Below are 24170 nucleotides of genomic sequence, written 5' to 3' on the forward strand. Positions count from 1 at the left end.
ATCGCAAGGAAAATTGTGCCATTATGGTCGCTGGTGAGCGTGCCTACAGTCGATGCTTGCATCTGACCCTCCGTGGGTTCGAGTGTGGAAACCCAAACCTACCGGAAAGGCCACGCTCACCGCCCCATGGAATCTACGGCACTGAACGCTTATCTAAGGCGCCACCAACGATCGGCTTTCGCGATCCCACCGCCAGAGCCGCTCGTTGGTCAGAAGCGTGCCGCCCCACCAGCGTTTGATCGGATTATGGCGGCGAAAATCTTCCCGGCCCGCGATGACCGCTCGGCCAAATTCGGTCAGTGACAGCCGGCTCCGGCGAAAGGCGGCGTTGCGGCTTCTCGCATTGTCTGGATCGAGTGTTGCCAGCTGACCGTCCAGACCTGCAACGGCGGGCGTCGGGGCAAATGCGAGTCCTTCGAGCAGCGCACCCAATTCCCACGGATCGAACACGCGTGTCCCGAGCACGCCCGGCCGAAACAGCTCATCGGTGCGATCGTGTCCGCTTGCGATCAGTTCGAGAAGCCGCGTCTCGGTCGCTCCCAGTCCCGTCGCCGGCGACGGCAGTTCTGCGAGCAGGTCTTCCATAGCCGTCTTCAGAGAAGACAGCTTGCCGAGCGGCCTATTGAGCAGACCCGAGCAGAGCTCCGGCGTCGCCGCGCGGTAGGCCTCCCAGGCCATGCTGGCGATCTCAAAATCGCTTTCTGCGATATCGAACTCCCGCACGTCGCGATGACGAAGCTCTGCGGGATCTACTCCGCGCAGATCGAAATCGACGCATCGTAAGCTCAGCCTCGGTGCGACGAATGGCTGAGAACGGAGGTAGTCGAGGATCCAGATCAACTGCAATTGACTGTTTGGTTCAGGGTCGAACCACAGCTCGATGAGATCGACTCCGTAGGTCTCGCAGAACCAGAGCAACGCACCGTCCCGATCCTCGCGCCGGACAAAGGGCAATCGACGGACGCAATCAGACCAGATGACCTCTTCAAAAATTCTGAGTGAGCGTCCACCGAGATAGCGATTGAGGTGTTCAACCGACGGAAGTGGCCCCGACACGAAGCGAAAGATCAACGGGACGACCATGTCGGCGCGATCCGCATGGATCAGACCAACGCCGGACGAACTGGTCAAGATCACGCGGTTCATTGCAACACCCGACCGCTACAACGCAAAACGAAACGGGCACTGACGACGTCGGCAACTCAACGTCCTCAGCGCCCGCTCCTCGCGAAAACTTTTCGCGTCAGGTCTTACTCTTCCGCCGGCTCCTCGCCATCGGCGTCGCTCTCGGGCGTGCCGGCCAAAATCTGCTCGGAGATCAGGCCCGAGTTCTGGCGGATCGAGGTCTCGATCTTGGCTGTGATGTCGGGATTGGCCTTCAGGAACGCTTTCGAGTTCTCGCGGCCCTGGCCGAGGCGCTGGCTGTCATAGGAGAACCAGGCGCCTGATTTCTCGACGATGCCGGCCTTGACGCCGAGATCGAGGATCTCGCCCATCTTGGAGACGCCCTCGCCGTACATGATGTCGAACTCGACCTGCTTGAAGGGCGGCGCCAGCTTGTTCTTCACCACCTTGACGCGGGTGGTGTTGCCGACCACTTCGTCGCGCTCCTTGATCGCGCCGATGCGGCGGATGTCGAGGCGGACGGAGGCATAGAACTTCAGCGCGTTGCCGCCGGTCGTGGTTTCCGGCGAGCCGTACATCACACCGATCTTCATGCGGATCTGGTTGATGAAGATCACCATGGTGTTGGACTTGTTGATGGACGCCGTGAGCTTGCGCAGCGCCTGGCTCATCAGACGCGCCTGCAGACCCGGCAGCGCGTCGCCCATCTCGCCCTCGAGCTCGGCCTTCGGCACCAGTGCCGCGACCGAGTCGATCACCATCACGTCGACCGCACCCGAGCGCACCAGCGTGTCGCAGATTTCCAGCGCCTGCTCACCGGTGTCGGGCTGCGAGATCAGGAGCTCGTCGATGTTGACGCCCAGCTTGCGGGCATAGACCGGGTCGAGCGCGTGCTCGGCGTCGATGAACGCACAGATGCCGCCCTTCTTCTGCGCTTCCGCCACCGTATGCAGCGCCAGAGTGGTCTTGCCCGAGGATTCCGGCCCGTAGATCTCGACGATGCGCCCCTTGGGCAGGCCGCCGATGCCGAGCGCGATATCGAGCCCGAGCGAGCCCGAAGACACCGCCTCGATGTCCATGGACCGGTCGTTCTTGCCGAGCTTCATCACCGATCCCTTGCCGAACTGGCGCTCAATCTGAGAGAGCGCGGCAGCCAGGGCTTTACTCTTGTCCATGGAAGATCCTTCGACGATACGCAGGGCAGTGGCGGACATTGGGTCGTGCTCCTTATGACGAGGATTCGGGTGCGGGACAAACGGTTGGGGCAGCGGGTCGTCGATAAAAACAATGTACCCTATCTGTTCTATGTTCGCAATATGTTCTTTTGCGAATTTGGGCGCTGGCCTGTTTCCGAGCCCGGCGCCTTCGCGAAGAAGCCGAACTCCTCCCTTACGGACCTGTACGCGAAGCAGCCCTCCGCAGGGCTCGCCAAGCCGAGACCGGCTCGCATATGAGTGAGTGGTTGAGATCGCCCGGCTTGCAGCCGCCAGAGTAATTCTGGCAACCATCTGACAACCAGCTTATTGTCGTCCCATCATCGGCCGAGGCTCTGCCCGTAGGCGTCGGTGGCTGAGAGACCGAGAGCGCTCCCGCCTGCGTGACGATGGAGCGCCTTGATGGAACGCTATTTCTTTGACATCCAAAGTGGCCGCGAGTTCTTTGCAGACGAGGAAGGTCTGCGCCTGCCCGATCTAAAAGCCGCCGAAGTCGAAGCAATGCAAACACTGACCGGGATCGCCAAGGAATCCGTCTTCAAAGGCGAGCGGCCCGATTTGGCTGTGGAAGTGCGCTCGACGACTACACGGTTGTTCTGCGTTTCTATAATCTATCGGAACGCGAGCACTAAGCATTAAGGCCGCCCCCAAGCGCCCAACTCTCACAACGTCACCGACCTCCGGGTGCTGTACGTATTTGGACCCCAACTGTCCCAAGTTGAATTCGGCGGTGTCCTGGTTTGATGGACGCGCTTCGTTGGCAGCCATCAGCATCTGCTCGACGATCCCATCGAACTCCGACTTGGCAATCGGATCGGTCGCGGCCAATTCGTCGTAAGACTTCGAGTACGGCTTCCACCAATGGTGATGGTGCCCACCTTGTGCAGGACACGCGCCGCTGCTTCGACTTCATCCAACGACGGGCGCCACATTGCACTCTGGCTGAGGTCGAGCAGGCAATGCACCCAACCGGGCATAAGCAAGTGTCCTGATCCACCAGCGCGGCTGTCCCGGAACGCGACATAAAACCTTGGCACAACTTGTGCAAAGCTATCGGTACCGGAGTTTTGCATTAAACCCACCGGGGCTGGAAAGCCGCCGCCCGCGCCAGATTTAAGCGGGCGGCGTTTTTGCTTGAGCCACCTATGGATTTCCCAGCTGTCCGTATTTGACCCTCAGCGTCCCGTGTTGATTTTTGTTGTGTCCTGACTTGCCTGGCTTGCCCTAAAGTCGGGAAAAACAAGCAATCGGGATGCGCCATGCGGGACTATCAGACTCAGCTCGAAAAGCTCCGTAAGGACGCCGCGGAGTGCGCCCTCATCCGTGACCTCGCGACCGACAAGGCGAAGCAGGAGCTGTTTGGCCGCCTCGCCGACCATCTGAGCGTCCTTGCCGACCAGGTCGAAGCGGCCATGCACGAGCGAAAGACCGCGCGGTAAACCCGCGATCAAAGTCCCTCGCCTGACCTCGCGGTGTGAAAACAAAGGGCCACCGTCCCGAGACAGCGGCCCCTCATGCTTTCCGGGTTTCAATGATTCCGAAATGAAAAGGCTTTGCCAGCCCCGGACATTGCCGGTTAACAAATCCTTGCCACAACAATTGTGAATCGGCCGGGTCCGAATTTCAAATCGCGGGTGTCCTGATCAGCCCCCCCGGAGAAGAAGCTCACCAGTCACGCTGCGGCGGTCAGCCTGTATGTGGCTCGCTACGACCTCTGCCGCGTCCATGAAGCTCCGCGGGCCGCTGCCGGCGTCGTCTGGACGATTGGGGATTTTGATTGATGCGGTGTTGCCGTTGAAGCCAAACCGCCCGTCCGAATAATGCGCAGCTTCCGGATCATCGACGGAGGCAAGAATTAACTTGAACCTTGGCCCCGTCCGAACAGACCAAGCTTTACCGGGGTTTTGCATCATCCCCCTCGGGGCTGGAAAGCCGCCGCCTGCGACCATTTAAGCAGGCGGTGTTTTTGCTTTCCGACCTTGGCTCTCCGGGGCCGGCAAGAGCGCCAAGACATCCACGCAAGACATCCACGCAAGCATCGATCGAGAGATCGCGCCTTGGCTGATGTGAATGCGCGGTGTCCCAATCTACCTCTGCGGGTGTCCCAATTCGCACAGCCCCCTGTTCGGTGACGAGGGGGCGGCTTTCCGTCGTCCGGGCCTCAAGCTGATGCCTGTTTGATTTTCCCGGATCCGCCGCATTTCGTGCAGGGCCGAAGCTCGCGCTTTTCACCCAGGCGGATCGGTTGCATGCCCCGTTCCTGGCCGGTTCCGTCGCACTCGGGGCAGTCGTGTTCGGCATCTTTCTGATCGGTCATCTGCGCCTCCTGGTTGGCGGCCGCTTCCCCCAGAAGCCGTGGCCGTCTTGTCCGCGATCGCATTCAGGCGAGTCGCCTTGATTTATATGCTACAATATGTAACGCTTAACTTGTAGCGCTACGATGCGTCTTGTCTGAACATCCCCGGAGGCGTTGATGAAGTCGGTTCTCAAATTCGCTCTGGCACTCTCCCTCTTCGCAAGCACGGTGGCGGCATCGGCGGCGCCGATGACATCCTCCCCGCCGAAAACGATCAAAGTCACGAAGCGGTGGCAGCTGCACGACGGCTGCCACAGCCGGTACGCGCAGATGCAGGGGAAGCCCTGCCACTAGGCCGGCCCTGGCACGACGAGAGGCCGCCGCGATGGGTGGCCTCTTGTCGTCCTTCGCCAGTTCGGTCCGCATGGCTGTATTCGCGACATGCCGGAACAACCTGACATTTGTTAAGTTGCCTCTCATTGAAGTCGAGAGGGTCATCGTGCCGAGAGATGAGCTAACGAGCAAAGCAGAACGCGCCCTCTTTACGGTCGCGCTCGGCACCGTGATGCTGATCATGTGCCTCGGCACATTGCTGTACAGATAATCGCATCGGCGACGCCAATGGCGTCAGGAAGCGCATCGAGCGCTGACGGCCACGGCGACCCAAGCCGAATCCTGTGATGCCCCCGTGCTGTGTGCACAAATGGACAGAACCAGATCCGATAATCCGTCTTAATGGGCCATCACCGCACGGACCGTGGCTACTATCGGTGACGAGAACGCCAATCGCGCTCCCGCCTTCCTCGGATGGAAAGGAGCCCGCCATGCTCAAGCGCCGGCGTTTCAAGCAACAGCTCACCCTTCAGGACCGGCTCACCGCATGGGTGACGCAGCTCCAGGAACAGGCTTCAAAGCTTCCGGCCGGGCCCGAGCGGGATGCCCTGCTCAGGCGGGCCCGCCAGGCCGACGTGGCCTCGCATCTGCACGACTGGGTCAAGTCGTCCGAGCTTCAACCGCCGAAGTAGCGGCGCGGCATGCGCCCCTGTTTCTTCGCACGAAGCTGACGCGCATCAAGGACGGGCGCCTCGCGCGCCGTCATGATTCCGCAATCTTGCGGTAGCGAACTTTTTGCGGCCCCAGGCCTTGACCGGGGGTGAACCGCAGCAATGGGGAGCCTTCGTCATGACGGAAAATGCGCATCAGGATGCAACCAGGCGCAACCACCTGCTCGAGGCCGCGCATGAGGAGCTGGTCAAGTTCGAGCGGAAGGAAAACGAGTTCCGCAAGAAGGACCGCGAAGAGCGTGCCGCCGAGCTGCACCTGCCCCTCCACGTGATCAACGTTCACTAGACCCGGCCGGGCTTCCCGCGCCGCACCGCGCGTCCGAGGGATCTGGATGCTTCCGGAGGCTGACACCCGGCACATTAAGGTGTCTAAATACCGTATATAATCCATTGATCGCGCAGCGAAATCGCTGGGCGGTCTACTGTGCATGGGGTTGTTTTCTCACTTTTTGAATCACGCGCCGGCGTCCCTGGCATGCCCCGGCATCATCGGACCGCTCATCGGCCGACCCCAACTGCAGGCGTGCACGCGGCCTTACAGCACTGCCAGCAGCACCAGGCCGATCACCAACACCACGAAGCCAGCCGCCGTCGCGGCGGCGAAAGACCGCTCTACGTTATCCATGATGCCACCCCGTTCCCGGCGCGCCACGTTTCCCCCATGGCTGCACCGGGACGCAGAATCTCGCCTGCGGCTGTGTCTTGAGTGGTGCGATCGGGTGACGAAATTGGGACGGGTGCGGGGCCAGTCTGGGGCTCAGCGGGACGTTGCGGTTTCGGCGCCGTCGTCAGGCGCCTGTAAGCCGACTCTCCTAACCTTGCACCGCCCAGTGGACCAACACCGGGCCTCCATACCCAGTCGAAAACCCCGCTCAACCCCGAGCGGGGTTTTCTGTTTTGCGGGGCACGCTTGCGCGCCGGCGCGCATCGCCTGTCAGGCTGTCGTAAGCTCGGCCCGCTAGGGTCATTTGGCTATGGTGTTGCAGCCCAGCACCTCAGCCTCCAATAACCTCTTCCCCGCTTGGCTCTCCCCAAGCGGGGTTTTTTCATGCCCTCTCTTCCCGCGTCAAAAGCAGCGCGACGGCGCGGATCGCGGGCGCGGCCAGCAGCACCAGGGGCAGCATCGCAGCCCATGCGAGCAGCCACGACACCATCCAGTGCCTGATGAAAAGCATCGCGCCCTCGGCGGGCAGGCTGGCGATCCCCGCCGCGATCAGCGAGGTCAATCCGGACTGGATCACGCCGAAGACGAAATGACTGTAGCGGCGCGGAATGCCGAGCATGATGGACCCGTGTTGCTGACCATCGTCAGGTCAAGCAAGGCACATGCCGGCAGCTGCATCACGATGGATTCGAGCCGGGGTCGCGGAACCGGCCAGGCCCCGGCATGAGCGCGATCAAATGTCCGTGGTTCTCCGACCAAGAACAGAGTTCCGGATCCGCACATGATTGCATCCGTCGGCAGCAACAATGGTTCCACTCGCCTTGCGGAGCCGACAATCTTTCGGGATTCGATTTCGTTTGTTTCGGAGTGCGCGCGTTTTCCGGATTCCCGTGAACTATCTTGGGCTTACCGGCAGATTTTGCTTGTCGGCGGAATACGACCGCGCCCAACATGTTTGGCAGTGAAAATGGACCGTGGGGAGATGGCCATGAATCACAGGGGCGTTGAGTTCACCGTTGCCAAGACTGCAATTCCCGGAATCTGGCAATGGCAGTTCCGCATCGGCGAGCAGCTCAAGACCGGCAAGACCGAGACCAAGATCGACCTGCTGGCGATCCGGCGGGTGCAGCTACGCATCGATCGGGAGCTGAAGGCGATCGGGCGCGAGACTGCTTGAAGCCTGAAGGCTCGGCGTGAGACCGCCGTCCCTATGCGCCGCGGCGCGCCATGGCTTGTCCGTAGCCGACCGGAATTGATCTGCCGGGCGTTTGGGATTGCACTGCGGACTTCTGGCCGAGGGGGCAGGCCACGACGCGATCGGTGCCAGCCATGCCGCTCTATTTCTTTCAAATCCGCAACGGGATTTATTCGGGCTGCGCGGACCGGGCGACCGAATTTCCCGATCGCGATGCGGCCTGGAAAGAGATGACCAGCGTCTGCGCCGACATGGCCGCAGGGATCGCCCGCAAGCTTCGCGAGAACTCCGAATGGGACATGGAGCTTCTGGACGAGGCCAAGCAGCCGGTGTTCCGCATCCGCATCGTCGCCGAGACGCTCGACTAAGCATGATCCGGAAAAGTGCGCAGCGGTTTTCCGAAAAAGATCATGCTCAAACAACGACCTAAAGCGCGATGACGCTTCATCCAAATCTCATCGCGCTTTAGCTCGCGGCCTAATCGGCGCTGGGCAGCCGGCGCATGGTGAACTCGATGTCGCCGCCGGGCAGCTCGCGCCAAGTCTCGACCACGCTCATATAGCCGGCCTTGGGGTAGCGGGCGAAGAAGGCCTCTGCCCTCGCCCGCGCCGCCGCACGCGGCAGGGTGAAGGTCTCGCGCAGATAGCCGTCGCCGCTGCGCGCGGCCGGCCTGTCGCCGATCTTGCGCCGGCGCGCCATCCGCTCGGCGAGATCCCGCGGACGATCGGCCATGACCTGCCCTCCTCTACGCAACACCTGCCGGCAATGTAGGAGCCGGGCCGGCGAAAGAGGAGTCCCATAACCGAAGGCGTGAACCGCCTCCGGTCGGGCCTACGGAATCAATTCGCGCTCGTGCCGGACTTCTTCTTCGGCGCGCCGGTTGCGGCCGACGCCTTCGGCGCGGCCGGCTGCTTCGGCGGATCGGAGCGCATGCCGCCCCAGGGGTCGTTGGACGCCTTGGCGTCCGGAATCTTCTTCAGCGTCTCCTTGTAGGCCTTGTCGCGCTCGGCTTCGGCGGCCTTCTCCTCGGGCGTCTTGCTCGGGCCGTCCTGCAGCAGATTGATATTGGGCACTTGCGCATAGGCTGGCGCCGTCAGCACGGCCAGCAGCACCGCCGCCATACGGAAAAGCTTCATCATGTACTCCTTGATCTTCCACATGGGTGCGGATCAACCGCGCCCTGTCGTCCCTGTCAACAGCCCGCTCGGGGCCGCATCTCGCGCTAGAGCCGGTCCGATCGGCACGATTTCGGCGCTTGCAGCCAATCGTCCCAGATCGGGCCGCACCGGGTGCAGCCGTTCAGCACCAGGCCAAGCACCACCAGCGAAAACACGAGGACACACCGACGCAACATCGTCCACCCACTCCCAAGCGAGCTATCATATCGGGCCAAGTCAGGCATTTTCAAGCCAACGGGACCGGTGCGGGACCGGGTGACTTTGCCGCGCCGATCCGCGCAGAATGCGCCGAAACATCCGGCAACACAGGAGGAAACGACAGCAATGCCATCGCAGCCAGACGCCGAGTTCGGCATCGACGATGCCAGGCGCATTCTCGGCGAGGTCTTCGCGCCCTGGGTGCAGGATCTCAACCTTTCGGTCGAGCGCATCGAGCACACGCCGCCGCCGGATGCACCGGACTGGCAGCCGGGCGCGTTGCTGCGCATGCCGTTCTCGGAGCGGCTGTGCCGCAATGGCGGCGTGGTCTGCGGCCAGGCGCTGATGGCGCTCGCCGACACCGCGATGGTGATCGCGAACCTCGCCGCCAACCGCGGCTATCGTCCGATGACGACGGTCGACCAGACCACGCATTTCATGCGCGCGGTCGCCTCCTCGGACGTGCTCGCCGACGCGCGCGTGGTCCGGCTCGGACGCACCATGAGCTTCGGCCGCGTCACGCTGCTCTCGGCCACCGACAACAAGCAGGTCGCGATGGTGTCGAGTGCGTTCGCGATGCTGCCGGGCTGAGCTTCATTCCAAAAAGAAGAGAGCCGCGTGAGCGCAAGGCGCACCGCGGCTCTCGTGATCGTGTCGAAGCGAGAGACCGACGCGCGATGCGATCACGCCCCGGCCGACACACTCCAAAAATTACTTGCCGAGAATTTCGTCAGCCGCGGTGACGACGCTGACCGTCGGATTCTTTCCGCAATAGGCACCGAACTTCTTGGCGTTCTCGATGAACACCTCGGTGTCGATGATCGCGTTGTCCTCGTCGCCCTTGTACCAGCCGTCCATCCAGGTCAGCACGACCGCGATGTTGTCTTCGCCGCTCTCGAGGAATTGCTTGCAGGTCATGGTCGAGAGGTCCCACTTGACGGCGTGGGCGGGCATCGACGTCAGCGAGAGCGCTGCGGCGAACAGGATCGAAAGCGTGGTCTTCATCGGAATCTCCATCGGCGCGTAACGCCATAAATGAAAGGCTTGTGGGACAAGTCGGCAGGAAGTGGACTCACCGCTCCAACGTCGTAAACGAAGTCTGAAGCGATGCACAAGTAGCGCCAGTATTGAGTTTAGATCAACGCAATTTCTAAGCATTACGTTACAAACGTCATTATGGATTAATGCGGATGATCGAGAAGCGTACGACGCAGCGTCACCGTGTTTTCAAGGGTGGGACGATCACCTTTGAAAACAGCGGTGTAGCGTGCACCGTACGAAACATGTCTGAAGGCGGCGCGGCGATCGACCTTGATGCAGCTGTCACACTGCCGCAATCGTTCACACTCTCCATTGCGCGCGACAATTTCGCGCGGAATTGCCGCGAAGTTTGGCGCAGCGACAAGCGCATCGGACTGGCTTTCGTACAGTAGTCCATATCGTGTGAATGACCGTTCGCAACGCGCGCGCGACGCGGCGCTATACTCGTCTCGCACGACGACGGCGACGCTGGCGTACACCCGCGATCACAAGCACCACGATCGCGAGCGCGATCGCCGACGATACGCCGAAGAATCGTCCACCCGGACGATCGATCGTGCGCGACCATAGCGAGGGCGCCTCGCCTGGCCGCGCCAGGCGGAATGCAACGACACTGTCACCGATCGAGGTGCCGCCTTCGGAATGGCCGCCGGCGCCGATCGCCACATATTGCTCGCCCTTCCAGAGATAGGTCATGGGATTGGCGACGCCGGGCACCGGCAACCGGCCCTGCCACAGCTCGCGACCGCTGCGCGCATCGAACGCGCGCAGATAGGCATCCATCGCACCCGTGAAGACGAGACCGCCCGCAGTCACGGCAAGCCCGTTGACGAGCGGCGTGCCCCAGGGCAGCGGCAGGCCGAGCGGCGCCAGGTCCTCGGTGGTGCCGACCGTCGAACGCCAGAGGATTTTTCCGCCCTTGAGATCGACGGCAACCATCTCGCCCCAAGGCGGCTTGTTGCAGAGCAAGCCGAGCTCCGACATCACCACCGCGCGCGACATCGCGAACGGCGCGCCGCGCTGCTGGCCGAAATCATGACCGGGCGGCGGATTGAATCCGGCGGCTTCCGCGCGCGGGATCAGCTTGATCAGATGAACGGCGCGACTGGTGTTGACATAGAGGATCTGACCAGTCGGATCGAACGCAGCACTGCCCCAGTTCACACCGCCACCGGTGAAGGGAAACTCCAATGTGCCCTGCACGGAAGGCGGCGTGAACAGGCCCTCGTTGCGCGCGTCCGCGAACTTCCGTTCGCAAGACGAGCGGCGCAAGCCGGGGAGCAGCGAGAGCGCATCGTCGGTCGAGATCGTCTGCGACGTCAGTGCGGGCACATGCGTCGGGAACGGCTGCGTCGGCGACAGTGTCTCGCCTTCCGCGCCGCCCTGCGGCACCGCGCGCTCCTCCACCGGCCACACCGGTTTGCCGGTGTCGCGATCTAGCACGAACACAAAGCCCTGCTTGGTCGGCTGGATCACGACGTCGCGCTGGCCCTCGCCGGTGTCGAGACGCGTCAGCGTCGGCTGCGCTGGCAGATCGTAATCCCAGACGTCGTGATGCACGGTCTGGAACGCCCACGCGAGCTCACCGGTCTCGATGCGCAGCGCAACCACCGAATTGGCGTGCTCGTTGTTGCCCGGCCGCTTGCCGCCCCAGAAATCCGGCGACGGCGAGGTGGTCGGCAGGAAGACGAGCCCGCGCGCCTCGTCGACCGACATCGGCGCCCAGACATTGGCGTGGCCGGCCTCGATGCCATCCCGCTTGAGCGGCTCGAACGTCCAGCGCGCCTGACCGGTGCGCGCGTCGAACGCGCGTACCTTCCCGCTCGGCGCATCGACGCGGCTGTTGTCGCCGATCGACGAGCCGACCACGACGACACTGCGGCCAACCACGGGTGGCGAGGTGATCTGGAATTCGCCGGGCCAATCCAGCCGCATGCCGATGTCGAGCTTGATCTCGCCGCCCTTGCCGAAATCGGCACAGGGCTTTCCCGTCTTCGCATCGAGCGCGATCAGGCGGACATCGTTGGTGCCCATGAAGATGCGCGATCGGCAGACGGCGTCCTGCGGCGCCTTGTCATCGATCCAGTACGTGACACCGCGGCAGACATAGCGATTGGCAGGACGCTGATTGGTCGCGATCTTGGGATCGTAACGCCATCTCTGCGCGCCCGTGCCGGGATCGAGCGCGATCACCTCATTGAAGGGGGAGCAGAAGATCAGGCTGTCCTCGACGAGGAGCGGCGTCGCCTGGAATTTGGTTCGACGCATCACCTCCGGTGCGCGCGAGGTGAGATCGCCGGTGTGATATTCGAACGCGCGGACAAGTTGGCCCACATTGTCGGGCGTGATCTGTCGCAATGGCGAGAAGCGCGAGCCGCCGGCATCGCCGCCCCAACTCTCCCAGGCCGAGCATGGCCGCACCACGACCGACACCAACGCAACAAATTGCAACGCAACGAGCGCGGCCGCAATGCGCGAGCCGGTCCGCAACGCCGCCTCGCTCTATTTCGGTTTCTTGGCGGGCTCGCTTGGGCGGGCCCCGCTCCACGGATCGTATTTCTCCTTGGGCTCGGGAATACGCTCGAGCGCGGCCTTGTAGGCCTTTTCGTCGACCTTGGGCGTGTTGTCAGCCTTCGGCGCATTGCCCTGGCGCTTGCTGCCGGCCCCCATCTGCGCCTGGGCCGATCCGCCCACCAGCGCCAGCACTGCCGCCGCTATGACCAAAACCCTCATTGGTGCAATCCCCTTCGTCTGGGGTACAAACTAGCCTGCAATCCCGTAATAGCAAATGCCGTGGGTCCCGGGTCTTCAGCAAATGTTGATCGGCCCGGTCTTCGCCGGATCGCATTCATGCCTATCTGTCGGTCCGCAGGGGACCTTCACGGATGTTACGGATCATTGCTCATGCGGCGCTGCTGGCCGGCGCGCTCGCGCTCGGTGGCTGCGGCTTTGCCGACAGCCGCGCCCCGGTGCCCGAGTTCATGCGCATGAAGGAAGCCGAGCAGCCGCGGCCAGAGCCGCCCCCCGACGTCAAGCGCGTGGTGCGCGAGCAGATCGATGTCGTCTTTCTGAACACGTCCAATCCACGCGAGATTCACGTCGCTCCGCCTCATCACGAGGTGCGAGGACCGGGCTGGACCGCCTGCGTCCGCGCGCAACTCACCTCGGCAACCGGCTCCTCGCTCGGTGCCCAGACCTACATCGTGACCATCAATGGCGGGAAGGTCGTCGATCGCCGGCGCGCGGAAGCCGAGGACATCTGCGGGACCGAAACTTACGAGCCGATCTAGGGACAGGCCTCGTCAGGTCTGTGTAAGGCCGCGCGCGCAACCGCGAGGCAGCAGCTTCGTTCCCAAATTGCGGCCAACGGATTGGAACAGCCGGCGGACGTCCGCCACGACAAGGTCGCAGTTCCGGGAAAATCCTGCAGTTCAGCCGGAACGATCCCCGCCTCCCTTTCTTGTTACCGCCGAGGGCAGTTTCGGAGGAGGACAGGAATGAGGACGTTCACGATTGCACTGCTGGCCGGCGTCGGGGCCCTCGCTGCGGCGAGCGGCGCAAAGGCCGCCGATATCTACACGACCAGCGAATACAGCAGCCCTGAGCTCGTTCAGGAAGTCCGGCTGGTCTGCGATGACGCCGGCAATTGCTATCGCACACGCGGCGGCGCGCGCGTGATCGTGCGCGACTCCTATGCGACCATGCCGCGCGACCGCTACTACGAGCGCCGCGCCTATCGCGATTGGGATGATGGTCCGCGCGCGGGCGTCGGCATTCGCGCCCCTGGCGTCAGCGTGGGCGTCGGAGTCGGCGAAGACCGCTGGTAATCGCTTTAGCCTAGCGTGACGGGACCGGGCGAAGATGCTTTGCCCGGTCCCGCCCATGTCACGTTTCAAGCGGATCGGCCGGCGTGACAATGCCCGTCGACGACGGAAGCCGTGCGATGAAGCGCGCGAGCACCATGCCGGCGCACATCGCGCCGACGAAGATGAAGGCCCAGGTTGAGCCGAATCCGAGTGCGGTCAGCGCTGGCCCTGGACAGAAGCCTGCCAATCCCCAGCCGACGCCGAAGATGGCGGGACCGACGATGATCTTCGGATCGATATCTTTTCGCGTCGGAACGTAGAAACGTTCGGCGAAGAAGGGGCGCGCGAGCTTCAGGACGCGTTTGAAGCCAATAAATGTCACGGCGACCGCACCCGCCATCACGAAGGCAAGGCTCGCGTCCCATGTGCCTGCGGCGATGCCGCCGACGTCCAGGAAGTTCAGAACCTTTGCCGGGTTCGACATGCCGGAAACTATGAGGCCGAGGCCGAAGACCAGGCCGATCGCGAATTGAACGAGGATTGCCATCAGCTCAGCTCCAGTGCCGCATCAGGAAAACCGTGACGACGCCCGTCGCCATGAAAACGGCGGTCGCGACCAGCGAGCGCACCGAGAGCCGCGACAGACCGCAGACGCCGTGGCCGGACGTGCAGCCATTGCCCCAGACCGCACCGAAACCGGTCAGCAATCCGGCGACGATCAGTACCGGCGTCGTCGCAGCGATGGTTTGCGCCGGCAGGCTTCCGGTGATGAGGCGGACCAATAGCGGCGCGACGATGAGGCCCGCGACGAAAGCGAGCCGGCCGGCAAATTGGCTATCCTCGTAAGGCGGAAACAGGCGTGCGGCGATGCCGCTGACGCCGGCAATCCGCCCGGTGGTCCACATCAGGAGCACGGCGGACAGACCGATCAACGCCCCGCCGAGGAGCGAGGCAACCGGCGTGAAGGGTGTAGCGATCATCATGATCCTCCGGGTCGAGAACGATCTTGGCGCATCCATCGAGGCGACCAGCAATGCTGCGCCCGCATGCTCAATGAGACGTTAACAATACCACTCGAATTGATGCGGCGTCCCAACCGGATTTTCCAATCTTTGCGCTAAGCATGGTCTTCTGAACGGGGACGACGGGACGTGGTCGACATCGCGCATCAGGCAGCGATCAATCCGGCATCGAGGGATGCTGCGACGGCGCGCGCGCGCGTCCCGCTTGCCTCCATCGACCCCGGCCAATGGCGCGCGCTGGCGCAGCGCGCGACCGAGCCGAACGGCTATTACCTGCCCGCCTGGGAGCTTGCCGTCAGCGCCACCGCGCGCGGGCGCAACGACGCTTCGGCACTTGCGGCATTCGGCGGCTCTTCGGCGCGGCTGATCGGGCTGATGCCGGTGATCTCGCTCTGGCGTGCCCTGAAGATCCCGCTGCCCGCGCTGGTGAGCGCGCATCCCTATGGCACCCTGTGCAGCCCGCTGATCGACCGCGACGCCGCGACCGAGGCCGCCGCGTGCCTGTTGCAACAGGCACGCAAGGCCGGCGCGCATGCGCTCGTGCTGAACGACGTTGCGCTCGACGGCGCGGCGATGAATACCATCAAGCAGGTTCTCGATTGCGACGGTCTGAAGCCGCGCGTGCTGTCCTCCTACATCCGCGCCAGTCTCGATGCGACGCAGGATGGCGAGACGCTGCTGCGCGACGCGCTCGGCACCAAGAAGCTCAAGGACCTGCGCCGCCAGCGCCATCGTCTCGCAGAGCATGGGCCTGTCGCCTTCGACGTCGCACGCAAGCCAGACGAGATCAGGCCGGCGCTCGAAATATTCCTGCAGCTCGAAGCCAGCGGCTGGAAGGGCAAGCGCGGCACCGCGCTGATCCAGCATGCCGGCGATGCGACCTTCATCCGACGCGCAGTGCCCGCACTCGCCGAGACCGCCCAATGCGAGATCGTCACGCTCCGCGCCGGCACGACGCCAGTGGCCGCCGGCATCGTGCTGCGCCATCAGGACCGTGCCTTCTTCTTCAAGCTCGGCATCGACGAGCGTTTTGCAAAATATTCGCCGGGCGTGCAGCTCACGCTCGACCTCACCCGTCACCTCTGCGCCGATCCCGCCATTGCGAGCGCGGATTCCACGGCGAGCGCGGACCACCCCATGATCAACCCAATCTGGCGGGGACGCTTTGCGATCGGTGATGTCCTGATTCCGCTGCGGCGAAACGATCCGATTGTAGCCTTGATCCGCGCAGCACTTGCTACATGTTATGCCTCGCGCGAAACGGCACGATCCGTGGTCCACCTGATCAGGAAATGGCGAACTACAAATCCGCGTCAGACAGCTCAGCAAGCTTGATGAGATGACGCAGCAATCCAGCCTTCAGAGGCTTGTTGCCGTGAATGGGAACCGATAGCCGCACAACGCTGCCGGGTTTACCGTAGATGTGATGACTACCGTTGACTCGAAGCAAACTCCAGCCGTGGCGCTCGACAATTCGTGCGAACTCCCGACCTGAGATTGACTTCACGCGGGCAATTCCAAAATCCGTTCAACGCCACCCGGTTCGGGCGGAGCAACTTCGACGGACAGGCACCCCTCGATCGCCTCTCGGAGGTTGGCCATCAGCTCATCCATGGTATCGCCTTCGGTGGCGCAGCCAGGAATCGCCGGGACCTCGGCCCAATAGCCTCCCTCTTCAGCCTCGTGCACAACGATCTTGATCTTCATGACGGCCTCGCAATCCCGATGGTCGCCCAAGCTACCAACGTATTCAAGCTCAAAGGACTACTCCGCCGCCTGCGCGTTGATCTCTTCCGAGACCTGGCGGATGGCACGGGCGAGCAGGTTCGGATCCTGCGCGCCGGAGACGGCGTATTTCTGCGCGAAGACGTAAGTCGGCACGCCGGAGATGCCCTTCTCGGCGGCTTCCTGCGCGTCGGCCGAAACACGCGCGACGTCCTCGTCGGTGGCGAGGCGCCTGCGCACGTCCTCGGCATCGAGGCCGACATCGGCGGCCGCCTGCACCAGCACGTTCACATCGGTGAGATCGCCGCCGTCGCGGAAGTAGAGCTCCATGAGGCGCTGCTTCATCTCGGGCGCCTTGCCGATCGCCTCGGCCCACAGGATCAGGCGATGGCAGTCGGTCGTGTTGGGCTGGCGCGCGACCAGCTCGGGCTTGTAGATGAGGCCCTCCTCGCTCGCGGCTGCGACGACGCGGCCGGCAATGCCCTTATAGGCCTCGACCGAGCCGAACTTGGTGGTGAGGTAGTCTTCGCGGCTGATGCCTTCGCGCGGCACCCAGGGATTGAGGAAGAAGGGACGGAAATTCAGCTTTACCGGAACGTCGGGAACGAGCGCCAGTGCGCTCTCGATCCGGTGCTTGCCGATATAGCACCACGGGCACACCACGTCGGAGACGACATCGATCTGGAGCGGTTTCAGCGTGCTCATGAGCGCCTCCTTCGGGCGATGCAAGTTTGCCCCAACATAAGCCGAACCCGCCGCGAGGCAAGGGTGCTAGGACATGGCTGCGGCCATCTGCCTGAGCCGCTCGGCGGTGCGTTCGTCGGCCGGGAAGAACGTCTCCAGCGCCAGCTCGGACAGGGTGATGTCCACGGGCGTGCCGAACACCATGGTGGTGGAGAAGAAACTTAGTATCTCCCCGCCCTGCCGCAGCTTGAAGGGGATCGCGACATTGTCGCTCGACAGCGGCGCCGAGCGCGCCGGAATCGGATAGCTCTTGAGGTCGTGATAGAGCTTGATCAGTTCCGGATCGGCGGTGGCCTCGCATTGCCGGTGCAGCCGCTCCAGGAGATGCGCGCACCATTCCGCGAGATTGACGGTGCGCGGCGCCAGCCCTTCGGGATGAAAGGCGAGCCGGAGCACGTTGAAGGGCTGGCCGAGCAGCCGCTCCGGAACGCCCTCGAGCAGCGGCGCCACCATGCGGTTGGCGGACACCAGGTTCCAGTGCCGGTCATAGGCGAGCGCCGGATTGGGCTCGTGCGCTTTGAGGACGAGGTCGATCGCCTGGCGGGCTGATTTCAAGGCGGGATCCTCCAGCGGACGCTGCGGAAAGGCCGGCGCGTAACCGGCGGCCACCAGCAGCACGTTGCGTTCGCGCAAGGGCACGTCGAGGCGCTCGGCGAGACGCAGCACCATGTCGCGCGAGGGCGCGGCGCGGCCGGTCTCGACGAAGCTCAGATGCCGTGCGGAGATGTCGGCTTCGCCCGCGAGATCGAGCTGGCTCATGCGGCGGCGCTGCCGCCATTCGCGCAAATGATCGCCGATATGGACCGGCTGGCTGCGCTCGGTGTGGGCCGTGGATGCATGTGCGTTCATGGTCAAAGACCTAGCACGCCAATTTCAGCCCTTCCATTACCCGCGAGGTAATCGAATTGGGCCCCGCCCGCGCGCATCATCGGTCGCAACAGGAGATGACCATGATCGCGCTGCTGCTCTACCGGACCGTCGCAGACCACGTCCTGCCCTGGGCCACGACGCTGGCAACCCGGCTGCTGGCGCGCAGCCTCAACATGCCCGAGCCGCTGGTGCATTCGACCGGCGACTACGTCGTCGCACAGGTCACGGCCTTCGAGCACAGCGTGGCCAGAAGCCTCTGCCCGTTCCGCCTCGCCCGCCTGCTTCGCGCCTGGTGGCGCGGACTTCATTGAGTTTCACCCCCAAGCAAGGAGACTTCAGATGATCGACGCATCCACCTTCCTCCGCCGCGCGCTGCTTGCCGACGCCATCTTCAGCGGCATCGCCGCGCTCGGCTTCACTGTCGGCGCCCGCGCGTTCGCAGCGCTGTTCAACCTGCCCGAGGCGCTGCTGCGCGAGACCGGGCTGTTCCTGATCGCCTATACCGCGCTGGTCGGCTGGCTCGCCTCGCGCGCCGCGGTGGCGAAGCCGCTGGTGCTGCTGGTGGTGATCGGTAACGCGGCCTGGACGGTCGGCAGCATCGCGCTGCTGCTCTCGGGCGCGGTCTCGCCGAACCTCGCGGGCGAGCTCATGGTGGTCGCGCAGGCGATCGCGACCGGCGTGTTCGCGGAGCTGCAATATGTGGGCTTGCGGAAGAGCGGGCGCGTGGTGGCGGCGTGAGGCTCTCGTATCCCGGACGCGCTGCAGCGTGCTCGCGTTGCAGCGCAGAGCCGGGACCCAGAAGCCACGAGCCCCCGAGTGGCGTGGGTCCCGGCTCTGCAGCGCACCGCACCGGACGATGCTGCGCATCGCCGGGCGCGCTGCGCTGCGTCCGGGGCACGAGAGGTGAGTGATGCGCGCGCACTCTCCACGTCGTCATTGCGAGCGCAGCGAAGCAATCCAGAATCCCACCGCGAAAAGACTCTGGATTGCTTCGCTGCGCTCGCAATGACGGAGTTTGTCGTGACGTCGCTCATCGCCTACCAACATCTCAACTTGCTGACACGCTTTCCCGTTCTCGCGGCTTGTTTCGCCCGAGCTTTGCTTTGCCTTGCCGCCCTTCTCGAAAGAAGGGCGCAGGGAAGGCCGGGCGCCGGCTGGCACCCGGGATCCGTGCGCCACAAGAATGCACACGGGGTGGATCACAGGTGTTGCCGGTCGCCCGGCCTTCCCTGCGCGGATGGTTTTAACGGTGTCCTTCGTGCTCTCCCCGGGGAGCGATGCACTATTGCCCCCGTCGCCTCACCGATAGCTGACGCGCGCGAGCCCGGTCGGGCCACGACATCACTGCAAGGCTTGACGCACAGACCCCGGGCGTCAGGACCACACGACTTCTCCGTCCGCGGACGTCCTCACCGGGTTCTCCAGGGCTGGCGTGTGCTCACCCAAGACGCCGACGAGGCCGCTGTTACGGCGCCGTGTCGTATCGCGGATCGTAACGTCTCACGGGGATCACCCGCCCTGCCATCACGTCGCGCGCCGGCGCTGCCGCGTCCACCGCATCCGGTCTGCATCTCGTGACGATCGCGAAACGCCCCTTTTGACGGACCGGGACGAACCAGCGATACTATAAAACCGAAATTCTGTATATCAGAATATTTTGATCCGCGCGGCTTGACACGATGTTTTGCCCGACGGGCGAGGCCGCGTGCCGCCCGTCAATGGCTTGTTCGGCACGAGATAAGCCCAGGTCAGCGCGAGCGGCCACAGCACCAATGTGAGGATGCCCATCCACCCACAAATCGCGATGGCTTCGGCCTGCGTCTGCTCCCGCGATGTCAGGTGACCATCTCGAAATCCGGCAGCTTGAACGTCTTGTCGTTCAGCGCCTCGGTGGGTCCGTAACACCGCATCGCCGGCAGCGGACGCTTGCCTGCCGTGGGTATCCAGTTGGACTCCAGCCCGTCCGGTGCTTTCGGCCCGGTGTAGATGGTCACGCCGCCGTCGGCGTTCTTCTTCATCTTGTCGAGGTCGTAAGACGACAGCGTGGTGCGGTTGGAGTTGCTGTAGATGAAGGAACAGGTCGAGCGATCGTAGACGGTCAGCGCCCAGAATTGCCTGACCGGCATGTCCTTCGGCACGTCGATCTTGTACGTCTTGCCGGCCTCCAGCAGTTTTCCATTCTTGTCCGCGACCGCCATGAAATATTGCGTGCCGGGATTGTCGGTCAGCACCTTCGGCATGTAAGTGCACCAGAAATACTCGGCCGCACGCTCGATCAGGTCGATCCGGTCGTCGTAGGTGAAGGTGAAGGTCCGGTTCTCGTCCGTCTGCAATAGCGACGCGTAGTGTCGATCGGGCCAGTAAAGCTTGTTGGCCGGGAAATTGTCGTACCAGGATTGCAGATAGAACCAGGCATCGATCGCAGCCTGTCGCATCGCGCGCTTAGCCGTGTCATCCGGCGTCATCGGCTTGCCCTTCTCGATGCCGAGCGACTTGATCATGCCCATCATGACCTTGTCGTGCTCCCTCACGGGTTCGACGCTCATGATGGCGTGCATGTCCTCGAAATGCCGCTCGTCGTAAAATGGCAGCGTCGGGTAACGCATGTTTGCGGGATCGACGAATTTCTGCTGGGGCGGATTGGCGGCCTCGGTGAGATAGTACATCCGCAGCCGCTGGGAATATTTGTAGGCATCCGCCGTCGACTTGCCCGGCGCCGGAACGGAGCGGAATGCAAAGGCAATACGATAGTTCGGTGAGGCCACGTGGATGTAACCATCCGGGACGGTGCCTTTGAAATCCGGCGGCGTGAACAGCATCTTGCCGCCCTGCCCCTTATCAAGGCCCGTGGGACCGACATCGGCGATGGTGAATTGCCAGGCATCGACGACCTGTCCGTAGAGGCTCCCATCCGCTCCCGCGACGGGAAGCTCAAGCACGACAGGCCCCTTGCGAAGGTCCGTGAAGGCGCTGATGTAAGGGGTGGTGCTGTTCGCCGTAATCGCCTCCAGCTTCGGGGTCGCGGTCGCCGAGTAGGTGATGATGTCGTTGTCCTTCATGCCGAGATCGGTGAAGGCGGCGCGGCGGAAGGAGTAAATCGCAATCGCCGGCATGTTCCACAGCACGGCCTCGAATGCGCGCTGGTGCTTGATCTGATAGTCGAAGTCCTTGATCGAGCAGGTCGAGCCCTGCGGCGGCTGGCCGCCGAGCGGCTCTTGTCCGTCCTGCGCAGATGCCGGCGCAACGAGTCCGAGATCGAATCGCGATGCGGCGTATGTGGTCGCAAGCGCGCCCGCGGCCGTCGGAACAAAGAATTCGCGGCGGTTCATGGTCTTGTCCTTTTGGTTTTCCTTGGCCGATCGTTGTTCACCCGAACCCGGCTCCCTCTGCTGCCGCGATGGACCGCAACGGCAGCCGGGGCTTCGGCATTTGACTATTTCTCCAGGTCCACCACGACCTCGTCGATCTTGCCCTCGAATGGAAACGGTTCCTGATAGTCCCTGACGACCGCCGTGCCGGTGTCTCGTCCGATGTCCTGGTTCTCCGAGAGTGAATATTTGAACGGCGTGGTCTGATCGACCTTGCCCGAACCGACCTTGTTGCCGTCGACGGACAGCGTGATGGTGCCGCTCTTGCCCATCTCCTTGCCGCCCTCATAGCTGAAGGCCATCTTGAGCTCGTGCTTGCCGGCAGGTACGGGCTGGTCGCTCGCGACCGTGAACGACTTGACGTCAAGGAAGTTGTGCGCCCCGACGAGCTTGCCGTTCTTCATGTAGAAGCCCCAGCCGCCGGTGTTGCCGCCCTGGGTGAAGATCACCCCGTTGGCGCCGTCCTTGATGTCGACCTTGGCTGAGACGCTGAACGACTTGTTCTTCAGGTCGGGCGCCGAGGCCTCGGGCAATCCGCTGAGGTCGCCGGGATAGACGAACTTCTTGCGATCGCCGGCCAGGTTGGGCTTGCCGGTCAACTCGGCGCTGAAGCGCTCGGCGCCGCGCCAATCCAGCGGCAACACCTTGTTGGTGGATGCCTGCGCCCACCAGAGTGCGACGAGTTCCTGAAGTCGGTCCGGATTCTTGTCGGCGACGTTGTCCGCCTGACTGAAGTCCTTGTCGAGATTGTACAGCTCCCACTTGGCCTTGAACGGATCGAATTCGCCGCGTTCTGCCTGCCAGGGTTCGAATGCCAGGGATGCCGCCCACCAGCCGTCCTTGTACATGGCGCGGTTGCCGAACATCTCGAAGTACTGGCTGGTCCGCATCTCCGGAGCCTTGGCATCGCTGAAGGTGCCGAGCATGCTTCGCCCCTGGATCGGCTCCTGCGGCGTGCCGTTCACGCTGCGCGGCTCGTCGACACCGGCCGCCGCGAGGATGGTCGGGGCGATGTCGATGATGTGGGTGAACTGCGTCCGGATCGCATGGTGGTCCTTGATCTTGGCCGGCCATTTGATGATCAAGGGATTGCGCGTGCCGCCGAGATGGCTGGCGACCTGCTTGGTCCACTGAAACGGCGTGTCCATCGCCCACGCCCATTCGGCCGGGAAATGATTGAAATGCTTCTCGCTGCCGATCTCGTCGATGAGCGGAAGCATCTGCTGGTAAGTCATCTGATACGCGTTGAAGAACGCGTTCTCGTTCAGTGTTCCGTCGAGACCACCTTCGGCAGACGAACCGTTGTCGCCGACGATATAGATGATCAAGGTGTTGTCGGCGTCAGGCCGTGAAGCAACGTAGTCCAGAACCCGGCCGACCTCCTGGTCGACCTGGTAGCCATACGCGGCAAACGTCTCCATCATGCGTGCATAGAGCTTCTTCTGGTCAGCGTTCAGGCTGTCCCAGGCGGGCAGGCTCTGCGGCCGTGGCGTGAGCTTCGCATCCTGCGGGACGATGCCGAGCTTCTTCTGCCGTTCGAAAGTCTGCTTGCGATACTCGTCCCAGCCCATGTCGAACTGGCCCTTGAACCTGGCAATCAGCTCCTTCGGCGCCTGGTGCGGGCTGTGGGTCGCTGCCGGCGCCAGATACATGAACCATGGCTTGCTCGGTGCAATGGCTTCCGCCTTCCTGAGCCAGTCGATGGATTTGTTGGCGAGGTCCGTGCTGAGGTAATAGTCCTGTTGGCTCGGCGTGCCGACCGGTGTCTGGTTCTCGAAGATGAAGGGCCTGTTCTGGTTGGTGTCGCCTGCCATGAAGCCGTAGAAATAGTCGAAGCCGAGCCCGTTGGGCCAATGATCGAATGGACCGATCGTGCTCGTCTCGTAGATCGGCGTATTATGGTTCTTGCCGATCCACGCTGTGGCGTAGCCGTTCTGCCGCAGCACCTCGGCGACGGTCGCCGTGCTCTTGGGAATGATTCCGGTGTAACCGTCATACCCGGTCGCGAGCTCGGTGATGATGCCGGTTCCGGCAACCTGATGGTTACGCCCTGTCAGCAACGCCGCCCGCGATGGCGAGCAGAGCGCCGTCGTGTGGAAACGGTCGTAGAACAGTCCGTCATTGGCGAGCTTCTCCATGTTGGGTGACGGCACGCCGCCGCCGGCAACCGAGAACTGGCCGAACCCGACGTCGTCCAGCAACACGAGCAGGACGTTCGGCGCGCCTTGCGGCGCCTGCACGCCCTTCGGAAACGCAGCCGGATCGGAATCCTTGAAGGTCGTGCCTACATTGCCTCTGAAGCGAGGCTCCGCATACGGCAGAGCCGTTTGCCCGTTCGGGGAAGATGAGACCGCCTGGGCGTAGGCACTTGTTCCGAGGAGCCAAGACGCCACGAGTGCGCCCAATGTGATCGAAAGCGGCCTGGTACGATTCATTTGCGAACTCCGTTGGTCTTCAATGGTTGTTTGATCCGCCGCTCCGGCTCGCCACTACGAAGCCGGGCGGCCGTTATGCGGCGCCCCTCGATCTCCTGCAGAATGTGCCAAGCAATAATCTGGCCCGGCGTGGATCGCGCCGCGCGCCCTTGAACGATGTTGTTGTGAAGACAGGACAGAGCCCGCAATTGATAGCGTTCGCAAAGCCTTCGGCATTTTTTCTCT

Annotated in this window: 31 protein-coding genes; 14 read left to right on the forward strand and 17 right to left on the reverse strand. The window is 63.1% G+C overall.

All coding sequences use genetic code 11. From position 1 onward, the window contains the following. Positions 1 to 153 precede the first annotated feature (153 nt). Together VGR99_RS22170 and recA are read right to left on the reverse strand one after the other, a co-directional pair. A complete protein-coding gene (locus VGR99_RS22170) occupies positions 154 to 1146 on the reverse strand; it encodes a hypothetical protein (protein WP_326901315.1) in 993 nt (330 codons plus the stop codon). A 104-nt stretch (positions 1147 to 1250) separates the two neighbouring features. Continuing rightward, positions 1251 to 2339 (reverse strand): recombinase RecA, encoded by a 1089-nt coding sequence (gene recA / locus VGR99_RS22175; RefSeq protein ID WP_091965478.1) that lies wholly within the window; start codon positions 2337 to 2339, stop codon positions 1251 to 1253. Between the two features lie 402 nt (positions 2340 to 2741). Here recA and VGR99_RS22180 point away from each other — a divergent pair, with 402 nt between their 5' ends. Both VGR99_RS22180 and VGR99_RS22185 read left to right on the forward strand, forming a co-directional pair. Beyond that, positions 2742 to 2978: a DUF6894 family protein gene (locus tag VGR99_RS22180; RefSeq protein ID WP_326901317.1), complete on the forward strand. Its 237-nt coding sequence runs from the start codon at positions 2742 to 2744 to the stop codon at positions 2976 to 2978. A 620-nt stretch (positions 2979 to 3598) separates the two neighbouring features. Continuing rightward, on the forward strand, positions 3599 to 3778 hold the full coding sequence (locus VGR99_RS22185) for a hypothetical protein (RefSeq protein WP_326901319.1): 180 nt from the start codon (positions 3599 to 3601) through the stop codon (positions 3776 to 3778). 722 nt (positions 3779 to 4500) lie between these two features. Here the strand turns inward: VGR99_RS22185 and VGR99_RS22190 are convergent. After that, a complete protein-coding gene (locus tag VGR99_RS22190) occupies positions 4501 to 4656 on the reverse strand; it encodes a zinc finger domain-containing protein (protein WP_326901321.1) in 156 nt (51 codons plus the stop codon). Positions 4657 to 4812: 156 nt separating this feature from the next. Between VGR99_RS22190 and VGR99_RS22195 the strand changes: the two genes are divergently transcribed. The 3 genes from VGR99_RS22195 (at position 4813) to VGR99_RS22205 (ending at position 5985) form a co-directional block, all read left to right on the forward strand. Next, complete coding sequence (locus VGR99_RS22195; RefSeq protein ID WP_326901322.1) at positions 4813 to 4989, forward strand: hypothetical protein; 177 nt, start codon at positions 4813 to 4815, stop codon at positions 4987 to 4989. Between the two features lie 470 nt (positions 4990 to 5459). After that, complete coding sequence (locus VGR99_RS22200; RefSeq protein ID WP_326901323.1) at positions 5460 to 5660, forward strand: hypothetical protein; 201 nt, start codon at positions 5460 to 5462, stop codon at positions 5658 to 5660. A gap of 157 nt (positions 5661 to 5817) precedes the next feature. After that, complete coding sequence (locus VGR99_RS22205; RefSeq protein WP_326901324.1) at positions 5818 to 5985, forward strand: hypothetical protein; 168 nt, start codon at positions 5818 to 5820, stop codon at positions 5983 to 5985. 760 nt (positions 5986 to 6745) lie between these two features. On the opposite strand, the gene VGR99_RS22210 is transcribed toward VGR99_RS22205, so the two are convergent. Continuing rightward, positions 6746 to 6982: a DUF2798 domain-containing protein gene (locus tag VGR99_RS22210; RefSeq protein WP_326901325.1), complete on the reverse strand. Its 237-nt coding sequence runs from the start codon at positions 6980 to 6982 to the stop codon at positions 6746 to 6748. Positions 6983 to 7351: 369 nt separating this feature from the next. On the opposite strand from VGR99_RS22210, the gene VGR99_RS22215 reads away from it, so the two are divergent. Both VGR99_RS22215 and VGR99_RS22220 read left to right on the forward strand, forming a co-directional pair. Continuing rightward, positions 7352 to 7540 (forward strand): hypothetical protein, encoded by a 189-nt coding sequence (locus VGR99_RS22215; RefSeq protein ID WP_326901326.1) that lies wholly within the window; start codon positions 7352 to 7354, stop codon positions 7538 to 7540. Positions 7541 to 7692: 152 nt separating this feature from the next. Beyond that, positions 7693 to 7926 (forward strand): DUF6894 family protein, encoded by a 234-nt coding sequence (locus VGR99_RS22220; protein ID WP_326901327.1) that lies wholly within the window; start codon positions 7693 to 7695, stop codon positions 7924 to 7926. Positions 7927 to 8035: 109 nt separating this feature from the next. Here the strand turns inward: VGR99_RS22220 and VGR99_RS22225 are convergent, their stop codons facing one another. After that, entirely contained in the window at positions 8036 to 8290 is a 255-nt protein-coding gene (locus tag VGR99_RS22225) for a hypothetical protein (protein ID WP_326901329.1), read from the reverse strand. A gap of 107 nt (positions 8291 to 8397) precedes the next feature. After that, complete coding sequence (locus VGR99_RS22230; protein ID WP_326901534.1) at positions 8398 to 8694, reverse strand: hypothetical protein; 297 nt, start codon at positions 8692 to 8694, stop codon at positions 8398 to 8400. A 366-nt stretch (positions 8695 to 9060) separates the two neighbouring features. Here VGR99_RS22230 and VGR99_RS22235 point away from each other — a divergent pair, with 366 nt between their 5' ends. Next, entirely contained in the window at positions 9061 to 9525 is a 465-nt protein-coding gene (locus VGR99_RS22235; protein WP_326901331.1) for a PaaI family thioesterase, read from the forward strand. A 120-nt stretch (positions 9526 to 9645) separates the two neighbouring features. Here VGR99_RS22235 and VGR99_RS22240 read toward each other — a convergent pair whose 3' ends face one another. Further along, positions 9646 to 9939 (reverse strand): HdeA family protein, encoded by a 294-nt coding sequence (locus tag VGR99_RS22240; protein WP_165425184.1) that lies wholly within the window; start codon positions 9937 to 9939, stop codon positions 9646 to 9648. Between the two features lie 185 nt (positions 9940 to 10124). Between VGR99_RS22240 and VGR99_RS22245 the strand changes: the two genes are divergently transcribed. Further along, positions 10125 to 10367 carry a PilZ domain-containing protein gene (locus tag VGR99_RS22245; RefSeq protein WP_326901332.1) on the forward strand — a complete coding sequence of 81 codons (243 nt, stop codon included), beginning with the start codon at positions 10125 to 10127 and terminating at the stop codon, positions 10365 to 10367. Between the two features lie 46 nt (positions 10368 to 10413). On the opposite strand, the gene VGR99_RS22250 is transcribed toward VGR99_RS22245, so the two are convergent. Both VGR99_RS22250 and VGR99_RS22255 read right to left on the reverse strand, forming a co-directional pair. Further along, positions 10414 to 12426 carry a pyrroloquinoline quinone-dependent dehydrogenase gene (locus VGR99_RS22250; RefSeq protein ID WP_414645154.1) on the reverse strand — a complete coding sequence of 671 codons (2013 nt, stop codon included), beginning with the start codon at positions 12424 to 12426 and terminating at the stop codon, positions 10414 to 10416. Positions 12427 to 12477: 51 nt separating this feature from the next. Beyond that, positions 12478 to 12708, reverse strand: coding sequence for a hypothetical protein (locus tag VGR99_RS22255; RefSeq protein WP_326901333.1), 231 nt, complete (start codon positions 12706 to 12708; stop codon positions 12478 to 12480). 152 nt (positions 12709 to 12860) lie between these two features. On the opposite strand from VGR99_RS22255, the gene VGR99_RS22260 reads away from it, so the two are divergent. Both VGR99_RS22260 and VGR99_RS22265 read left to right on the forward strand, forming a co-directional pair. Next, positions 12861 to 13265: a hypothetical protein gene (locus VGR99_RS22260; RefSeq protein WP_326901335.1), complete on the forward strand. Its 405-nt coding sequence runs from the start codon at positions 12861 to 12863 to the stop codon at positions 13263 to 13265. A 207-nt stretch (positions 13266 to 13472) separates the two neighbouring features. Next, positions 13473 to 13802 (forward strand): hypothetical protein, encoded by a 330-nt coding sequence (locus VGR99_RS22265; protein WP_326901336.1) that lies wholly within the window; start codon positions 13473 to 13475, stop codon positions 13800 to 13802. Positions 13803 to 13860: 58 nt separating this feature from the next. Here VGR99_RS22265 and VGR99_RS22270 read toward each other — a convergent pair whose 3' ends face one another. Then, positions 13861 to 14328: a DUF6691 family protein gene (locus tag VGR99_RS22270; RefSeq protein WP_326901337.1), complete on the reverse strand. Its 468-nt coding sequence runs from the start codon at positions 14326 to 14328 to the stop codon at positions 13861 to 13863. Between the two features lie 4 nt (positions 14329 to 14332). Beyond that, on the reverse strand, positions 14333 to 14800 hold the full coding sequence (locus VGR99_RS22275) for a YeeE/YedE family protein (protein ID WP_414645152.1): 468 nt from the start codon (positions 14798 to 14800) through the stop codon (positions 14333 to 14335). Positions 14801 to 14932: 132 nt separating this feature from the next. Here VGR99_RS22275 and VGR99_RS22280 point away from each other — a divergent pair, with 132 nt between their 5' ends. Next, positions 14933 to 16138, forward strand: coding sequence for a GNAT family N-acetyltransferase (locus tag VGR99_RS22280; RefSeq protein ID WP_326901339.1), 1206 nt, complete (start codon positions 14933 to 14935; stop codon positions 16136 to 16138). Here the strand turns inward: VGR99_RS22280 and VGR99_RS22285 are convergent. The 4 genes from VGR99_RS22285 to VGR99_RS22300 all read right to left on the reverse strand — a co-directional run bounded on the left by VGR99_RS22285 (position 16104) and on the right by VGR99_RS22300 (position 18121). Beyond that, on the reverse strand, positions 16104 to 16310 hold the full coding sequence (locus VGR99_RS22285; protein WP_326901340.1) for a type II toxin-antitoxin system HicA family toxin: 207 nt from the start codon (positions 16308 to 16310) through the stop codon (positions 16104 to 16106). The two genes, VGR99_RS22280 and VGR99_RS22285, sit on opposite strands and share 35 nt — an antisense overlap. Beyond that, on the reverse strand, positions 16307 to 16510 hold the full coding sequence (locus VGR99_RS22290) for a type II toxin-antitoxin system HicB family antitoxin (RefSeq protein ID WP_326901341.1): 204 nt from the start codon (positions 16508 to 16510) through the stop codon (positions 16307 to 16309). Before VGR99_RS22290 ends, VGR99_RS22285 begins: the two co-directional genes overlap by 4 nt. A 57-nt stretch (positions 16511 to 16567) precedes the next feature. Next, a complete protein-coding gene (locus VGR99_RS22295) occupies positions 16568 to 17233 on the reverse strand; it encodes a DsbA family oxidoreductase (protein ID WP_326901343.1) in 666 nt (221 codons plus the stop codon). A 66-nt stretch (positions 17234 to 17299) separates the two neighbouring features. Then, the gene (locus VGR99_RS22300) at positions 17300 to 18121 is read right to left on the reverse strand and encodes a helix-turn-helix transcriptional regulator (RefSeq protein WP_326901345.1); all 822 of its coding nucleotides are present in this window, start codon (positions 18119 to 18121) and stop codon (positions 17300 to 17302) included. A 101-nt stretch (positions 18122 to 18222) separates the two neighbouring features. Between VGR99_RS22300 and VGR99_RS22305 the strand changes: the two genes are divergently transcribed. After that, positions 18223 to 18453, forward strand: a complete 231-nt coding sequence (locus VGR99_RS22305; RefSeq protein ID WP_326901538.1) for a hypothetical protein — start codon at positions 18223 to 18225, stop codon at positions 18451 to 18453. 28 nt (positions 18454 to 18481) lie between these two features. Continuing rightward, complete coding sequence (locus tag VGR99_RS22310; protein ID WP_326901346.1) at positions 18482 to 18880, forward strand: hypothetical protein; 399 nt, start codon at positions 18482 to 18484, stop codon at positions 18878 to 18880. A gap of 1097 nt (positions 18881 to 19977) precedes the next feature. On the opposite strand, the gene VGR99_RS22315 is transcribed toward VGR99_RS22310, so the two are convergent. Next, positions 19978 to 21471 (reverse strand): DUF1254 domain-containing protein, encoded by a 1494-nt coding sequence (locus tag VGR99_RS22315; RefSeq protein ID WP_326901348.1) that lies wholly within the window; start codon positions 21469 to 21471, stop codon positions 19978 to 19980. Between the two features lie 104 nt (positions 21472 to 21575). Continuing rightward, on the reverse strand, positions 21576 to 23750 hold the full coding sequence (locus VGR99_RS22320) for an arylsulfatase (protein ID WP_326901350.1): 2175 nt from the start codon (positions 23748 to 23750) through the stop codon (positions 21576 to 21578). Positions 23751 to 24170: the final 420 nt, after the last annotated feature.

Source organism: Bradyrhizobium sp. (assembly GCF_035935975.1).
Classification (GTDB): Bacteria; Pseudomonadota; Alphaproteobacteria; order Rhizobiales; family Xanthobacteraceae; genus Bradyrhizobium.

What these genes read in the sequence shown, in the direction of transcription:
- VGR99_RS22170 (WP_326901315.1), bottom strand. Translation starts at nt 1,146, where the DNA reads ATGAACCGCGTGATCTTGACCAGTTCGTCCGGCGTTGGTCTGATCCAT.
- recA (WP_091965478.1), bottom strand. Translation starts at nt 2,339, where the DNA reads ATGTCCGCCACTGCCCTGCGTATCGTCGAAGGATCTTCCATGGACAAG.
- VGR99_RS22180 (WP_326901317.1), top strand. Translation starts at nt 2,742, where the DNA reads ATGGAACGCTATTTCTTTGACATCCAAAGTGGCCGCGAGTTCTTTGCA.
- VGR99_RS22185 (WP_326901319.1), top strand. Translation starts at nt 3,599, where the DNA reads ATGCGGGACTATCAGACTCAGCTCGAAAAGCTCCGTAAGGACGCCGCG.
- VGR99_RS22190 (WP_326901321.1), bottom strand. Translation starts at nt 4,656, where the DNA reads ATGACCGATCAGAAAGATGCCGAACACGACTGCCCCGAGTGCGACGGA.
- VGR99_RS22195 (WP_326901322.1), top strand. Translation starts at nt 4,813, where the DNA reads ATGAAGTCGGTTCTCAAATTCGCTCTGGCACTCTCCCTCTTCGCAAGC.
- VGR99_RS22200 (WP_326901323.1), top strand. Translation starts at nt 5,460, where the DNA reads ATGCTCAAGCGCCGGCGTTTCAAGCAACAGCTCACCCTTCAGGACCGG.
- VGR99_RS22205 (WP_326901324.1), top strand. Translation starts at nt 5,818, where the DNA reads ATGACGGAAAATGCGCATCAGGATGCAACCAGGCGCAACCACCTGCTC.
- VGR99_RS22210 (WP_326901325.1), bottom strand. Translation starts at nt 6,982, where the DNA reads ATGCTCGGCATTCCGCGCCGCTACAGTCATTTCGTCTTCGGCGTGATC.
- VGR99_RS22215 (WP_326901326.1), top strand. Translation starts at nt 7,352, where the DNA reads ATGAATCACAGGGGCGTTGAGTTCACCGTTGCCAAGACTGCAATTCCC.
- VGR99_RS22220 (WP_326901327.1), top strand. Translation starts at nt 7,693, where the DNA reads ATGCCGCTCTATTTCTTTCAAATCCGCAACGGGATTTATTCGGGCTGC.
- VGR99_RS22225 (WP_326901329.1), bottom strand. Translation starts at nt 8,290, where the DNA reads ATGGCCGATCGTCCGCGGGATCTCGCCGAGCGGATGGCGCGCCGGCGC.
- VGR99_RS22230 (WP_326901534.1), bottom strand. Translation starts at nt 8,694, where the DNA reads ATGAAGCTTTTCCGTATGGCGGCGGTGCTGCTGGCCGTGCTGACGGCG.
- VGR99_RS22235 (WP_326901331.1), top strand. Translation starts at nt 9,061, where the DNA reads ATGCCATCGCAGCCAGACGCCGAGTTCGGCATCGACGATGCCAGGCGC.
- VGR99_RS22240 (WP_165425184.1), bottom strand. Translation starts at nt 9,939, where the DNA reads ATGAAGACCACGCTTTCGATCCTGTTCGCCGCAGCGCTCTCGCTGACG.
- VGR99_RS22245 (WP_326901332.1), top strand. Translation starts at nt 10,125, where the DNA reads ATGATCGAGAAGCGTACGACGCAGCGTCACCGTGTTTTCAAGGGTGGG.
- VGR99_RS22255 (WP_326901333.1), bottom strand. Translation starts at nt 12,708, where the DNA reads ATGAGGGTTTTGGTCATAGCGGCGGCAGTGCTGGCGCTGGTGGGCGGA.
- VGR99_RS22260 (WP_326901335.1), top strand. Translation starts at nt 12,861, where the DNA reads ATGTTACGGATCATTGCTCATGCGGCGCTGCTGGCCGGCGCGCTCGCG.
- VGR99_RS22265 (WP_326901336.1), top strand. Translation starts at nt 13,473, where the DNA reads ATGAGGACGTTCACGATTGCACTGCTGGCCGGCGTCGGGGCCCTCGCT.
- VGR99_RS22270 (WP_326901337.1), bottom strand. Translation starts at nt 14,328, where the DNA reads ATGGCAATCCTCGTTCAATTCGCGATCGGCCTGGTCTTCGGCCTCGGC.
- VGR99_RS22275 (WP_414645152.1), bottom strand. Translation starts at nt 14,800, where the DNA reads ATGGATGCGCCAAGATCGTTCTCGACCCGGAGGATCATGATGATCGCT.
- VGR99_RS22290 (WP_326901341.1), bottom strand. Translation starts at nt 16,510, where the DNA reads ATGAAGATCAAGATCGTTGTGCACGAGGCTGAAGAGGGAGGCTATTGG.
- VGR99_RS22295 (WP_326901343.1), bottom strand. Translation starts at nt 17,233, where the DNA reads ATGAGCACGCTGAAACCGCTCCAGATCGATGTCGTCTCCGACGTGGTG.
- VGR99_RS22300 (WP_326901345.1), bottom strand. Translation starts at nt 18,121, where the DNA reads ATGAACGCACATGCATCCACGGCCCACACCGAGCGCAGCCAGCCGGTC.
- VGR99_RS22305 (WP_326901538.1), top strand. Translation starts at nt 18,223, where the DNA reads ATGATCGCGCTGCTGCTCTACCGGACCGTCGCAGACCACGTCCTGCCC.
- VGR99_RS22310 (WP_326901346.1), top strand. Translation starts at nt 18,482, where the DNA reads ATGATCGACGCATCCACCTTCCTCCGCCGCGCGCTGCTTGCCGACGCC.
- VGR99_RS22315 (WP_326901348.1), bottom strand. Translation starts at nt 21,471, where the DNA reads ATGAACCGCCGCGAATTCTTTGTTCCGACGGCCGCGGGCGCGCTTGCG.